We start from the raw sequence: 12,696 nt of genomic DNA, 5'->3' as shown, positions 1-12,696 counted from the left end.
GCCATGAGCAGCAACGGCACCGAGTCCGCGGGGGCGTCCGGCGGCGGTGTGCAGTCCGTGGACCGGGCTGTCACCGTGCTGGAGATCCTGGCCCAGCGCGGCGAGGCAGGCGTCAGTGAAGTGGCCGACGCCATCGACGTCCACAAGTCCACCGCGTTCCGCCTGCTCGGCGCGCTGGAGGCGCACGGGATGGTCGAGCAGGAGGGTGAGCGCGGGAAGTACCGCCTCGGCTTCGGCATCGTGCGGCTGGCCGGCGCGGTCACCGGACGCATCGACGTCACCAAGCACGGGCGCGGGATCTGCGAGCGCCTCGCCGACACCCTGGGCGAGACGATGAACATCGCGGTGCTGGAGTCCCACCATGTGATCAACCTCGACCAGGTGCGCGGCCAGTCCGCGATCACCGCGCAGAACTGGGTCGGCCGGCTCACCCCGATGCACTGCACGTCGAGCGGCAAGGTCCTGCTCGCCCACCTCGACCCCGAGCGCCTGGACGAACTCGTCGCCGAGGCCGGCCTCGACCGCATGACGGCCCGCACCCTGACGTCCCGCAAGAGCCTGGACGCCGAGCTGGCCCGGGTCCGTGAGCAGGGCTACGCCATGACGCTGGAGGAGTACGAGGAGGGCCTCAACGCCATGGCCGCGCCCGTGCGTTCCTCGGGCGGCGAGGTCGTCGCCGCCCTCACCGCCTCGGGGCCCGCCTTCCGCCTCACCGAGGAGCGGATGCACGAGCTGGCCCCCCTCCTGGTCGAGGGAGCCGACGAACTCAGCCGCCGGCTGGGCTACTTGGGCTGAGGCTCCGTCAAGAGGTCCGGGCCCGTCCACTCCACGGCCGCGTCCACCAGCCAGTCGGCGAGGTAGCCGGCGAAGGACGAACGCACCAGCACCCAGAACCCGGCGCTGGGCTCGTCGCGCGCGACCAGCACCACCTGGGTGCGCCCCAGGGTGGTCTGGGCGCAGCGTCCGGCCCTGAAGCCACGCGGGTGCAGGTCCAGGGAACAGCCGTGGGCCAGCAGATCGCGGGCCCGGGGTCCCGACACCAGCAGCGTGGTGCGCTGCGCGGACACGTCCACGACGGACACCGGCTCGTCACCGCCGGCCTCGCGGATACGGCTCTCCACGTCCCGCCGCCCGGGCGGCCCCACCACGAGCCACTCGTCGGGGCCGAGCCACAGTGCGGTGAGCTCCCCGGCGCGTACGACGGTGTCGGGCTCCACGGGCAGGGGGAGCCCCAGCGCCAGACCGACGGCGTCGGCCGCCGCGCCCTTGGGGTCCAGGCGCACGTCGAGCTGGGTCAGGAAGGGCAGCTCCGCCAGCCGGACCGCGCCCCGGGAGGAGCGGGTCACGGCGGCCAGGCGGTCCCGGGCCGGGCCCAGCGGGCTGCGGAGCGGGGCGGCGGTCGGGGCGGTGTCAGCCATCGCGGCGGGCTCCCTCGGGGTCGTAGAGGACGGGGCTTGCGACGGTCACCGGGACCAGCCGGTCGCCGACCGGGGCGTAGAGCCGCTCGCCGACCCGCTCCCGGCCGCCCTTGACCAGAGCGAGGGCGAAGGTCCGGCCGAGGGCCGCGCTGCGGTAGCTGGAGGTGACATGGCCGAGCATCGGGACGGGCGGCGCGGGCAGCACGCCGTCGGCGACCAGCTGGGTGCCCTCGGGGAGGAGGGTGCCGGGGTCCTCGGGGAGCAGGCCGACGAGGTGCTTGCGGTCGGGGCGGGCGGTGTCGGCGCGGGCGTAGGAGCGCTTGCCGATGAAGTCGGGCTTCTTCTTGGACACCGCCCAGCTCATGCCGAGGTCGTGCGGGGTGACGGTGCCGTCGGTGTCCTGGCCGATGATCGGGTAGCCCTTCTCGGCGCGCAGGACGTGCATGGTCTCGGTGCCGTAGGGCGTGATGCCGTACGGGGCGCCGGCCTCGTGCAGCGCCTCCCACAGGGTGCGGGCCTGCCACGGGGACACGTTGATCTCGTAGGCGAGTTCGCCGGAGAAGCTGATCCGGCACACGCGCGCGTCGATGCCGGCGACGGTGGTCTCGCGCCAGGCCATGAACGGGAAGTCGTCGTTGCCGACCGCCAGTCGGGGCGCGAGGGAGCCGAGGACCGCGCGGGACTTCGGCCCGACCAGGGCGACGGTGGCCCACTGTTCGGTGACGGACGTGCAGTGGACCTTCAGCTCCGGCCACTCCGTCTGGAGCCACTCCTCCATCCAGTCCAGTACGGCCGCCGCGTTGCCGGTGGTCGTGGTGACCAGGAAGCGGTCGGGGGCGAGCCGGATGACGGTGCCGTCGTCGAAGACCATGCCGTCCAGCCTGCACATCACGCCGTAGCGGATCATGCCGACCTTCAGGGTGGACATCATGTTGGTGTAGAGGCGGTCCAGGAGGACGGCCGCGTCCGGGCCCTGCACGTCGATCTTGCCGAGGGTGGAGGCGTCCATGAAGGCCACGCCCTCACGGGCGGCGGCGCACTCGCGCAGGACGGCCGCCGTCATGTCCTCGCCGTCGCGCGGGTAGTACCAGGGGCGCTTCCACTGGCCGACGTTCTCGAAGCGGGCCCCGTGCTCGACGTGCCACTCGTGCAGCGCGGTCGTGCGGACCGGGTCGTGGAGCGCGCCCCGGTCGCGGCCGGCGAGCGCGGCGAAGGAGACCGGGGTGTACGGCGGCCGGAAGGTCGTGGTGCCGAGCGCCGAGACGTCCACGCCGAGCAGTTCGGAGACGACACCGCTCGCCAGGACACCGGAGGTCTTGCCCTGGTCGTTGGCGGTACCGGCGGTGGTGTAGCGCTTGGTGTGCTCGACGGAGCGCATGCCGGCGCCGGTGGCACGGGCCAGGTCGTCGACGGTGACGTCGCGCTGGAGGTCGACGAAGCGGGGGGCGCCCTCCCGGCCGGGGACGGTGAAGACCTGCATGGGCGGGGTCGGCCGGGGCGGTGCGGGCACCTGCGGGAGGCCGGGTGTCCGGGCGGTGTAGCCCTCGGCCTCGACGGCTCGGGCCCCGGCCGCGGCGCCCTGCGCGAAGGCTCCACGCAGGTCGAACACGCCGCTCGCGGCGCCCGCGACCTCGACGGCCTGGCGGCAGGAGTCGGGGACGAAGGTGCCGAGCGTCTCGTCGTGGCGCAGGGTGCCGCCCGCCTGGCTGAACAGGTGGGCGACCGGGTTCCAGCCGCCGGAGACCAGGAGCAGGTCGGCGGCGAACTCCCGCTGTCCCGTGGTTGTTTCGGTGGTTCCGTACGGGGCGACGGACACGGCGGTGAGGCGCGCCTCGCCCTCGGTGCCGGTGACGGCGTGGCCGGGCAGCACCTCGATGCCGGCCTCGCGGGCGCGGTCGGCCCACTCCCCCGGTTCCGGGCGGGTGTCGACGATCGCCGCCACGTGCACGCCGGCCGAGTGCAGGTCGAGGGCCGCCGCGTACGCGCTGTCGTTGGTGGTGAACACGACCGCCTGCCGGCCGGGCAGCACACCGTGCCGGTTGAGGTGGGTACGGGCCGAGGCGGCCAGCATCACTCCGGGACGGTCGTTGTCGGCGAACGCGAGGGAGCGTTCGTGGGCGCCGGTGGCGAGGACGACCCGGCGGGCCCGGATGCGGTGGACGCGTTCCCGGGAGACGTTCGCGGGGGCGGCCGCGCCGAGGTGGTTGGTGCGGCGCTCGACGGCGAGGAGGTGGTTGTCGTCGTAGTACCCGAAGACGGTGGTGCGACGCAGGACGCGGACGTCGGGGGCGGCTTCGAGGAGGGCCGCTGTCTCCTCGACCCAGTCGAGGTGCTCCGCCGTGCCCAGCAGGCTGCCGCCCGGCTCTGGTTGGTCGTCGGCGAGGATCACCCGGGCGCCGCTGTGCGCCGCCGCCGCGGCTGCCGCGAGGCCGGCGGGGCCGGCACCGACGATCAGGACGTCGCAGTGGGTGTGTACGGCGTCGTAGCGGGCGGGGTCGGGGGTGGCGGCGAGGCGGCCCTGGCCGGGGAGGCCGGTCGCGACGAGGCCGTCGTGGAGTTCGACGGTGGTGGCGGGGAGCATGGGCTCGGGGAACGGGGCGTCTATCTGGATGACCGCGTTGGGTTCCTCGACGCCTGCGGTGAAGATGCCTCGGGGGCGGCCGAGTTTGATGCTGGTGCCGGTCTGGATGATGCCGTTGGCGAGGAGGGCGGAGGCGAGGGTGTCGCCCTTGTAGCCCTGGTACTCGGTGCCGTCGAAGGTGAAGGTGAGGGGTTGGTCGCGGGCTATGCGGCCTCGGGTGGGGTGGCGGAAGGGATCTTTCTCGCCCCCGCCGCCCCTACCCGTCCCATCCCCCAGGGGCGCGGCCCCTTCGACCCCGCCTTCGGGGGCTCCGCCCTCGGACCCCCGCTCCTCAAACGCCGGAGGGGCTGGACGTGCTGAACGCGGCTGAGAAGCAACCGCACTCCGCTGGGCCTGAGACGTCTCCGGGCGGCTCTCCCCCACCCGGTACACCGCCAGCACCTCGTTCGTCGCCGTGTTCCGTACCGCGTTGAACCAGCGGCGGCAGCCCGCCGCGTGGCTCCAGCGTTCGGCGAAGGGGCCCTTCGGGTTGGTGCGGAAGAAGAGGTAGCGGGCCCACTCCTCGTCGGTCAGGTCGGCCGGGGTCTCGGGGTAGGGGACGTGGGCCTGGCCGCCGTAGTGGAACTCGGACTCGTCGCGGGGCCCGCACCACGGGCAGGGGATCAGCAGCATGTCGTTCGGCTCCTCGAGGATCCCTAGTGGGCCACCGCGGCGGCGCCGTGCTCGTCGACGAGCGCGCCGGTGGTGAAACGGTCGAGCGTGAAGGGGGCGTTGAGGGGGTGGGGGGTGTCGTGGGCGATCGTGTGGGCGTAGACCCAGCCGACGCCCGGGGTGGCCTTGAAACCGCCCGTTCCCCAGCCGCAGTTGAGGTACAGGTTGTCGACGGGGGTGAGGCCGATGATCGGCGAGGCGTCGGGGCTGACGTCGACGATGCCGCCCCAGGTGCGCAGCACGTGGGCGCGGGCGAAGACCGGGAAGAGCTCCAGGGCGGCCGCCATCTGTTCCTCGATGATGTGGAACGCGCCGCGCTGGGTGTAGGAGTTGTACGAGTCGATGCCCGCCCCCATCACCAGCTCGCCCTTGTGCGCCTGGCTGACGTACACGTGGACGGCGTTGGACATCACGACCGTCGGGTGCACCGGCTCCAGCAGTTCGGAGACCAGGGCCTGCAACGGATGGCTCTGGAGCGGGAGTTCGATGCCGGCCATGGCCGCGAGGACCGAGGTGTGGCCCGCCGAGCACAGCGCCACCTTGCCCGCGGCGATCGGGCCGCGTGTGGTCTGGACGCCGGTCACCCGGCCGCCGACCACGTCCAGGCCGGTGACCTCGCAGTTCTGGATGATGTCGATGCCCGCCGCGTCGGCCGAGCGGGCCAGGCCCCAGGCGACGTGGTCGTGCTTGGCGATGCCGGCGCGGGGCTGGTAGGTGCCGCCGAGGACCGGGTAGCGCACGTCCGGGGAGATGTCGACGATCGGGCAGACCTCCTTGACCCCGTCCGCGTCGAGCCATTCCGCGTCCACGCCGTTGAGGCGGTTCGCCTCCACCCGGCGCACGCTGTCGCGGACGTCCTGGAGGCTGTGGGCGAGGTTCAGCACGCCCCGCTGGGAGAAGAGGATCGGGTAGTCGAGCTCGTCCGCCAGCCCCTCCCAGAGTTTGAGCGCGTGCTCGTAGATGCCCGCGCTCTCGTCCCAGAGGTAGTTGGAGCGGATGATCGTGGTGTTGCGGGCCATGTTGCCGCCCGCGAGCCAGCCCTTCTCCAGCACGGCTACGTTGGTGATGCCGTGGTTCTTCGCGAGGTAGTGGGCGGTGGCCAGGCCGTGTCCGCCGCCGCCGACGACGATCACGTCGTAGGAGCGCTTCGGCTCGGGGGTGCGCCACAGCCAGTCCGGGTGTTCGGGGAGTTCGGCGCCGGGGGTGCGGGGGCTCATCGGAGGTCTCCTGAGGTGCCGGGAGGTGCGGGGACGGCGTCTCCTGCGGGCGTCGGGTCAGCCGCGCAGACGGGACATGGCCGGGTCGAACAGGGGCTCCTCGGCGACCACGGCCTCCACACGCCGGTCGAAGTAGCCGATCTCGACGCGGGTGTCCGGCACGGCGAGGTCCGCCGGGAGCCACGCGTAGGCGATGCCCTTGCCTATCGTGTGTCCGAAGGCGGCGCTGGTGACGTAGCCGACCGCGCGCTCACCGTCGTAGACCGGCTCCTTGCCCATGACGACGGCCCGCGGGTCGTCGATGGTCAGGCAGGTGAGCCTTCGCCGTACGTCGGCCTTGCGCCGCTCCAGTGCCGCCTTGCCGATGAAGTCCTCCTTGTCGGCCTTGACGGCGAAGCCGACGCCGGCCTCGTACGGGTCGTGCTCGTAGGTCATGTCGGTGCCGAAGGAGCGGTAACCCTTCTCCAGGCGCAGGCTGTTGAAGGCGCCCCGGCCGGCCGCGATGCCGCCCAGCGGTTTCGCCGCCCGCCACAGGGTGTCCCAGAGCTTCTGGCCGAGGTCGGCGGTGGTGTACAGCTCCCAGCCGAGCTCTCCGACGTACGACAGCCGCATGGCCGTCACCGGGACGGAGCCGATGTGGGCGCGCTTGGCGCGGAAGTACTTGAGGCCGGTCGCCGAGAAGTCGGCGTCGGTGAGCGACTGAAGGACGTCCCGGGCGAGCGGTCCCCACAGGCCGATGCAGCAGGTGCCGGGGGTGATGTCACGGACCTGGACGGTGCCGTCGGCGGGGAGGTGGCGGGTGAACCAGTCGAGGTCGAGGTTGCCGTTGGCGCCGACCTGGAAGACGTCGGGGGCGAGCCTCGCGACGGTGATGTCGCTGCGGATGCCGCCGTCGTGGTCGAGGAGCAGGGTGTACGTCACCGAGCCGACGGACTTGGCGACCTTGCCGGTGCACAGCCGCTCCAGGAAGTCGGCGGCTCCCCGCCCGCTCACCTCCAGGCGCTTGAGGGCCGTCATGTCGTACATCGCGACGGTCTCGCGGGTGACCTGGGCCTCGGCGCCGACGATCGGCGACCAGTACCGGGCCGCCCAGTCGTTGGGGGTGACGATCGAACGGCCCTCCACCAGGCCCGCGTTGGTCTCGTACCAGTGCGGCCGCTCCCAGCCGTTCGCCTCCAGGAAGAAGGCGCCGAGCTCCTGCTGGCGGGCGTGGAAGGGGCTGGTGCGGATCGGGCGCGGGGCGCCGGAGGGCTGGAGCGGGTGGAGGATGTCGTAGACCTCGACGAAGTTCTGGCAGTCGCGGGCCAGCACGTACTCCGGCGAGAGCTGGTGCGGTTCGAAGCGGTTGACGTCGCACTCGTGGAGGTCGAAGGAGGAGCAGTGGCCGTCGACCAGCCATTCGGCGACGGCCCGGCCGACGCCGGCGGAGTGGGTGACCCAGACGGCCTCGGCGACCCAGAAGCCCTTGACGTCCGGGGACTCGCCGAGGAGGGGCAGGCCGTCGGTGGTGAAGGAGAACAGGCCGTTGATGCCCTCCTCGACCTTGGCGTCCCTGGTCGCGGGCAGCAGTGACTGCGTCTCGGTCCAGGCGTCGGCGAAGTCGTCCTCGGTGAACTTCAGGACCGACGGCATCGCGTCGGCCTCGTCGAAGGAGAGGATCTCGTCGGCGGTGATCGGCATGGGGCGGTGGCCGTAGTAGCCGATGCCGAGGGTGTCGTGGCGGTCGCGGTAGTAGAGGTCGGCGTCCTGGTGGCGCAGGATCGGGCGCACCGCCTCCTCGGTCTGTCCCGCGAGCGCGGGGACCGGGCCGGTCCAGGCGAGCTGGTGGGCGAGCGGGGTGAGCGGGAGGTTCATGCCCACCATGCGGGCGATCCTCGGGCCCCAGATGCCGGCGCAGCAGACCACGATCTCGGCTTCCAGGTCGCCCTGGTCGGTGCGGACGCCGGTGACCTCGCCGTCGGTCCGGAGGATGTCCAGGACCTCGTGGCGGGCCAGGAAGGTCACGCCGCGCTCGGTGGCCCGGCGGATCTGGGCCTCGACGGCGAGGACGGCCTTGGCGAGGCCGTCGGTGGGGATGTGCAGGCCGGCGAGGACGCGGTCCCGGTTGACCAGGGGGTGCTTCTCGACGCACTCGTCGGCGGTCAGGATCCGTGACTCGACGCCCCAGGCGGTGAGCCAGCCCTGCCGGCGGTGCAGCTCGGTGACGCGCTCCGGGGTGGTGGCCACCTCCAGGCCGCCGACCTGGAGGAAGCAGGGCTGTCCGTCGACGTCGAGGGAGCAGAACTTCTCGACGGTGTAGCGGGCCAGCTCGGTCATCGTCTTGGAGGGGTTGGCCTGGAAGACCAGGCCCGGCGCGTGCGAGGACGACCCGCCGGTGGCGGGCAGCGGGCCCTGGTCGACGACGGTCACCTCGGTCCAGCCGCGCGCGGAGAGCTCGTCGGCCAGTGCCGCGCCGACGACGCCCGCTCCGATGATGACCACTCGGGGTCCCGCCATCGCCGCACCTCCGGATAAGTTGCTTTTTACGCAACACGATTCAGGCTGCGCAACTCAATGTGCCCGTCGCGCCGGTGGGTGTCAAGAGGTCCCGTGACCTCGCGGAACCGGCCGGAAAACAGCGGGGGCCCGGTGGGAGGCGCGCACCCGCGCGCACCGCCCACCGGGCCCCCGCACAGCCCTACTTGATCCAGGCGTCGACCTTGTCGCGGTTGGCGTCGACCCACTTCTTGGCCGCCGCGTCCGGCGTCATCTTGTCCACCGCGATGTACTTGGCCACGGTGTTCTGGTCGTCGTTGGTCCAGTTGAACTTCTTCACCAGGTCGTAGGCCGGGCTGCCCGACTTGGCGAACTTCGCGCTCACGATCTTGTCGAGGTCGTAGACCGGGTAGTCGCAGGCCACCTTGGCCGGATCGGCGTCGCAGCCCGACTTGTAGGCGGGCAGCTCGACCTTGACGAGGGGCACCTCGGAGAGGAACCACTGCGGCTCGTAGAAGTAGCCGATCACCCACTGCTTCTTCTTCTCGGCGTTGCGGTACGCCTGGATGAGCGCGGTCTCGCTGCCCGCGTACACCACCTTGAAGTCCAGCTTGAGGTTCTTGACGAGGGCCTCGTCGTTGGTGACGTACGACGGGTCGCCGTCCAGGAGCTGGCCCTTGCCGCCGGACTCCGAGGTCTTGAACTTGGCGGCGTACTTGTTGAGGTTCTCCCACTTCGTGATGTCCGGGTGGGCCTTGGCCAGCCACGGCGGCACGTACCAGCCGATGATGCCCTTGTTGCCGGTCGAGCCGGCCTCCACGGCGGTCTTCTGCTGGGTGATGTACTTCTTCTTTAGGTCGTCGTGGCCCCAGTTCTCCAGGACGGCGTCGACCTCGCCGGTCCCGAAGCCCTGCCAGGCGATCTCCTCCTTGAGGTCCTTCTTGGTGACCTTGCACTTCAGGTCGTGCTCGGCGACGTACGCGACGACCGCCGCGTCCGCCTCGTAGCCGACCCAGGGGTTGACCGCGAGGTTGAAGGTGCCGCACTTGCCGGAGCTGCCCGAACCGCCGGCCTCCGAGGAGTCACCGACCTTCGCGCCGCCGCAGGCCGTGAGGGTGAGGCCGAGGACGGCCAGGCCGGCCGCGCCGGCTCGCCAGTGTCTTGCCATCGTGGAGTGCTCCTTATTCATGCGCTGGTGCGGCGAGCCGCTGCCTGAGTGATCCGGTCGAACATGACGCCCAGCAGGACGATGGCGAGTCCGGCCGCCAGGCCCTTGCCGTACAGCTGTCCCTGCGAGAAGCCGGCGACCACGTCGTAGCCGAGCGCCCCGGCGCCCACCAGACCGCCGACCACGACCATCGACAGCACGTAGATCAGGCCCTGGTTGGTCGCGAGGGTCAGGGCGCCGCGTGCCATCGGCAGCTGGACCTTGGTGATGATCTGCCAGGTGTTGCACCCGGTGGAGGTGGCCGCCTCGACGGTGGTCGCGGGCACGGTCCGCACCCCGTCCGCGATGATCTTGATGGCGACCGGGGCCGCGTAGACGATCGCGGCGACGATCGCCGTGAACCGGGTCGCGCCGAACAGGGCGAGGAACGGCACGAGGTACACGAACGGCGGCATGACCTGGGCCGCGTCGAGGGTGGGCCGCACGAGTCGGTCCACCAGCGCGCTGCGGCCCATCCACACCCCGAAGACCACGCCGAGCAGCATGACCAGCACGGTCGCCACCACGGTCGACGCGAGGGTGGTCATGGCGTCCGACCACAGGCCGGTGGCGACCAGCAGGCCCACGCACGCGGCCGTGGTGATCCCGGCCCGCCAACCGCCGAGGACCACGGCGATCCCGATCAGTGCGACGCCGACGAGCCACCACGGGGAGTCGGTCAGCAGGGTCTGGAAGGGGTTGAGCAGGCCGTTGGTGATCGCGTCCCGGAAGGCGTTGGTCAGCCCCGACAGGTTGTCCTGCGCCCAGGTCGTCACGTCGTCGGCCGCCTTGGCGATGTTGCTGCCGGTGCTGCCGTCACCCGGGAACTCGGCCGCCCACACATAGGTGTGCGACAGATACACGAGGACGGCCGCCACCGCTCCCCCGGCCACGAGCAGGTGCCGGCGCCACTTGAGCAGGGGGTTGCCGGACCGCCGGGCCGCCTCCGCGCGTCCGCTCGCCGCCGTGGTGACCCGGTCCAGGACGATCGCCATGACGACGATCGCGAGACCCGCGTTGAAGGCCGTGCCGACGTCGAGGGACTGGAGGGCCTGGACGACGGTCTTGCCGAGTCCGGGGGCGTCGATCAGGGCCGCGATGGTCACCATGGCGAGGGCGGCCATGATGGTCTGGTTGACGCCCATCACCACGGTTCGCCGGGACATCGGCAGCAGCACCTTCAGCAGTGACTGCCGGCGCGTGGCGCCCATGGAGTCGGCCGCCTCGACCGACGCGGCGGGGACGGACCGGATCGCGTGGGCGGTGATACGGATGGCCGGTGGTGCCGCGTAGATGACGGTGGCGATGGTCGCGGAGGCCCCGCCGATGAGGAAGAACAGGGTGAGCGGCGCGAGGTAGACGAAGGTCGGCATCGTCTGCATGAAGTCGAGGAACGGTGTCACGATCCGGTTGACCCGCTCCGACAGGCCGGCCCACACGCCCAGCGGGATCGCGAACAGCAGCGCGACGAGGACCGCGGAGAGCGTCAGCGCCAGGGTGTCCATGCTCTCCTGCCACAGGCCCTGGAGGCCGAGGAAGGTGAAGCCGGCCACGGCCAGCAGCGCGACCCGCCAGTTGGCCACCGCCCAGGAGACGTATCCGGCCAGGCCGACCACCCCGAGCCAGCCGATCTGCGGCAGCGGACGGTCGCCCGAGGGCTGCGAGATGAGGTCCTGGACGAAGGTGACCAGGTTGTCGATGACCAGTCGGATCTCGTTGAAGAAGTACAGGAAGAGCGGGTTGGAGTTGCGGTCGGCGCCGATGGAGTCGTTGACGTCGTTGAGCCAGCGGTGCAGGTCGGTGAGGTCGGCCGCGGCCAGGGTCAGGGTCTGCTTCCCGCGCAGTACGGCGAACAGGACGAGCCAGACGACCACGATCCCGGCGATCACCATGGACCGGCTGATCCGGCGCTCGGGGGCGACCGGCGGGGGCGCCGGGGTCCGCTGTTCGTCCCCCGATGTCTCGGGTTTCTCCATGGCGACGGTCATCACGCGTCGCCTTCCTGCCCGGCGACCACGGCGAGGATCTCCTCGTCGCCGACGATGCCGAGCAGTTCGCCGTTCTCGACCACCTTGACGGGCTTCTCGGCGGCGAGCACCGCCCGGGTGGCTTCCTTGACGACGACGTCCGGGCCCAACTCGGGCCCGTCCAACGGGTCTTCGGGGGTCGCCGGGCGCATGATCCAGCGCAGGGTGAGGACGTCGCCGCGGGCCACGTCCTTCACGAAGTCGCGGACGTAGTCGTCGGCGGGGGCGCCCACGAGTTCGTCGCCGGTGCCGCACTGGACCGTCTTCCCGTCGCGCATGATGAGGATGCGGTCGCCGAGCTTGAGGGCCTCGGACAGGTCGTGGGTGATGAACACCATGGTCTTGCCGACCTCGTGGTGCAGCCGGATGACCTCGCTCTGCATGTCACGGCGGATCAGCGGGTCCAGCGCGGAGAACGGCTCGTCGAACAGGAGCACGTCCGGATCGCCCGCCAACGCCCTTGCCAGGCCCACGCGTTGCTGCATGCCGCCGGAGAGCTGGTCGGGGTAGGAGTTCTCGTAGCCCGCGAGGCCCACGAGTTCGACGACCTCGAGCGCCCGGCGGGTGCGCTCGGCCCTGCCCATGCCGCGGATCTCCAGCCCGAACGCCACGTTGTCGACGACGCGGCGGTGGGGCAGCAGACCGAAGTGCTGGAAGACCATGGAGAACTTGCTGCGCCGCAGTTCGCGCAGCCGCTTCTCGTCGGCGTCCCGGATGTCCTCGCCCTCGAAGACGATCTCGCCGGCGGTGGGCTCGATCAGCCGGGTCAGACAGCGCACCAGGGTGGACTTGCCGGAGCCGGACAGTCCCATGACGACGAAGACCTCGCCGGGCGCGACCTCGAAGTTCACGTCCCGCACGGCGGCGGTGCAGCCGGTGCGCTCCATGAGTTCGCGGCGGCTGAGTCCGCACAGCTCCTCGGATTCCGGCACCCGCTCGGCCTTCGGCCCGAACACCTTCCACAGCCCGCGCACGGAAATCACCGGCGTCGGGGCCGCGTCCTCGGGGGTGCCGCGCCGCGGCGGCACCTCGGTCTTGGTGGGGGTCATGGTCGACCTCT

General features: G+C 71.4%; 8 protein-coding genes. 1 reads left to right on the top strand and 7 read right to left on the bottom strand.

What is annotated here, in order from left to right:
- The first annotated feature begins 3 nt into the window (after positions 1-3).
- Entirely contained in the window at positions 4-795 is a 792-nt protein-coding gene (locus tag OHN19_RS37615) for an IclR family transcriptional regulator (protein ID WP_330268466.1), read from the top strand.
- Here OHN19_RS37615 and OHN19_RS37610 read toward each other — a convergent pair.
- The 7 genes from OHN19_RS37610 to OHN19_RS37580 form a co-directional block, all read right to left on the bottom strand.
- Positions 783-1,418 (bottom strand): sarcosine oxidase subunit gamma, encoded by a 636-nt coding sequence (locus OHN19_RS37610; RefSeq protein WP_330268465.1) that lies wholly within the window; start codon positions 1,416-1,418, stop codon positions 783-785. The genes OHN19_RS37615 and OHN19_RS37610 overlap by 13 nt on opposite strands.
- Positions 1,411-4,671 (bottom strand): sarcosine oxidase subunit alpha family protein, encoded by a 3,261-nt coding sequence (locus OHN19_RS37605; RefSeq protein WP_330268464.1) that lies wholly within the window; start codon positions 4,669-4,671, stop codon positions 1,411-1,413. Before OHN19_RS37605 ends, OHN19_RS37610 begins: the two co-directional genes overlap by 8 nt.
- 23 nt (positions 4,672-4,694) lie before the next feature.
- Positions 4,695-5,927 (bottom strand): sarcosine oxidase subunit beta family protein, encoded by a 1,233-nt coding sequence (locus OHN19_RS37600; RefSeq protein WP_330268463.1) that lies wholly within the window; start codon positions 5,925-5,927, stop codon positions 4,695-4,697.
- 57 nt (positions 5,928-5,984) lie between these two features.
- Positions 5,985-8,423 (bottom strand): FAD-dependent oxidoreductase, encoded by a 2,439-nt coding sequence (locus tag OHN19_RS37595; RefSeq protein WP_330268462.1) that lies wholly within the window; start codon positions 8,421-8,423, stop codon positions 5,985-5,987.
- 181 nt (positions 8,424-8,604) lie between these two features.
- Positions 8,605-9,570 (bottom strand): ABC transporter substrate-binding protein, encoded by a 966-nt coding sequence (locus tag OHN19_RS37590; protein WP_330268461.1) that lies wholly within the window; start codon positions 9,568-9,570, stop codon positions 8,605-8,607.
- Positions 9,571-9,587: 17 nt separating this feature from the next.
- Positions 9,588-11,597: an ABC transporter permease gene (locus tag OHN19_RS37585; RefSeq protein WP_330268460.1), complete on the bottom strand. Its 2,010-nt coding sequence runs from the start codon at positions 11,595-11,597 to the stop codon at positions 9,588-9,590.
- A complete protein-coding gene (locus OHN19_RS37580; RefSeq protein WP_330268459.1) occupies positions 11,597-12,685 on the bottom strand; it encodes a glycine betaine/L-proline ABC transporter ATP-binding protein in 1,089 nt (362 codons plus the stop codon). Before OHN19_RS37580 ends, OHN19_RS37585 begins: the two co-directional genes overlap by 1 nt.
- Positions 12,686-12,696 lie beyond the last annotated feature (11 nt).

The organism is Streptomyces griseorubiginosus (assembly GCF_036345115.1).
GTDB lineage: Bacteria > Actinomycetota > Actinomycetes > Streptomycetales > Streptomycetaceae > Streptomyces > Streptomyces griseorubiginosus_C.
This window is presented reverse-complemented; position numbering and strand designations above follow the sequence as displayed.

What these genes read in the sequence shown, in the direction of transcription:
- OHN19_RS37580 (WP_330268459.1), bottom strand. Translation starts at nt 12,685, where the DNA reads ATGACCCCCACCAAGACCGAGGTGCCGCCGCGGCGCGGCACCCCCGAG.
- OHN19_RS37590 (WP_330268461.1), bottom strand. Translation starts at nt 9,570, where the DNA reads ATGGCAAGACACTGGCGAGCCGGCGCGGCCGGCCTGGCCGTCCTCGGC.
- OHN19_RS37605 (WP_330268464.1), bottom strand. Translation starts at nt 4,671, where the DNA reads ATGCTGCTGATCCCCTGCCCGTGGTGCGGGCCCCGCGACGAGTCCGAG.
- OHN19_RS37615 (WP_330268466.1), top strand. Translation starts at nt 4, where the DNA reads ATGAGCAGCAACGGCACCGAGTCCGCGGGGGCGTCCGGCGGCGGTGTG.
- OHN19_RS37585 (WP_330268460.1), bottom strand. Translation starts at nt 11,597, where the DNA reads ATGACCGTCGCCATGGAGAAACCCGAGACATCGGGGGACGAACAGCGG.
- OHN19_RS37600 (WP_330268463.1), bottom strand. Translation starts at nt 5,927, where the DNA reads ATGAGCCCCCGCACCCCCGGCGCCGAACTCCCCGAACACCCGGACTGG.
- OHN19_RS37595 (WP_330268462.1), bottom strand. Translation starts at nt 8,423, where the DNA reads ATGGCGGGACCCCGAGTGGTCATCATCGGAGCGGGCGTCGTCGGCGCG.
- OHN19_RS37610 (WP_330268465.1), bottom strand. Translation starts at nt 1,418, where the DNA reads ATGGCTGACACCGCCCCGACCGCCGCCCCGCTCCGCAGCCCGCTGGGC.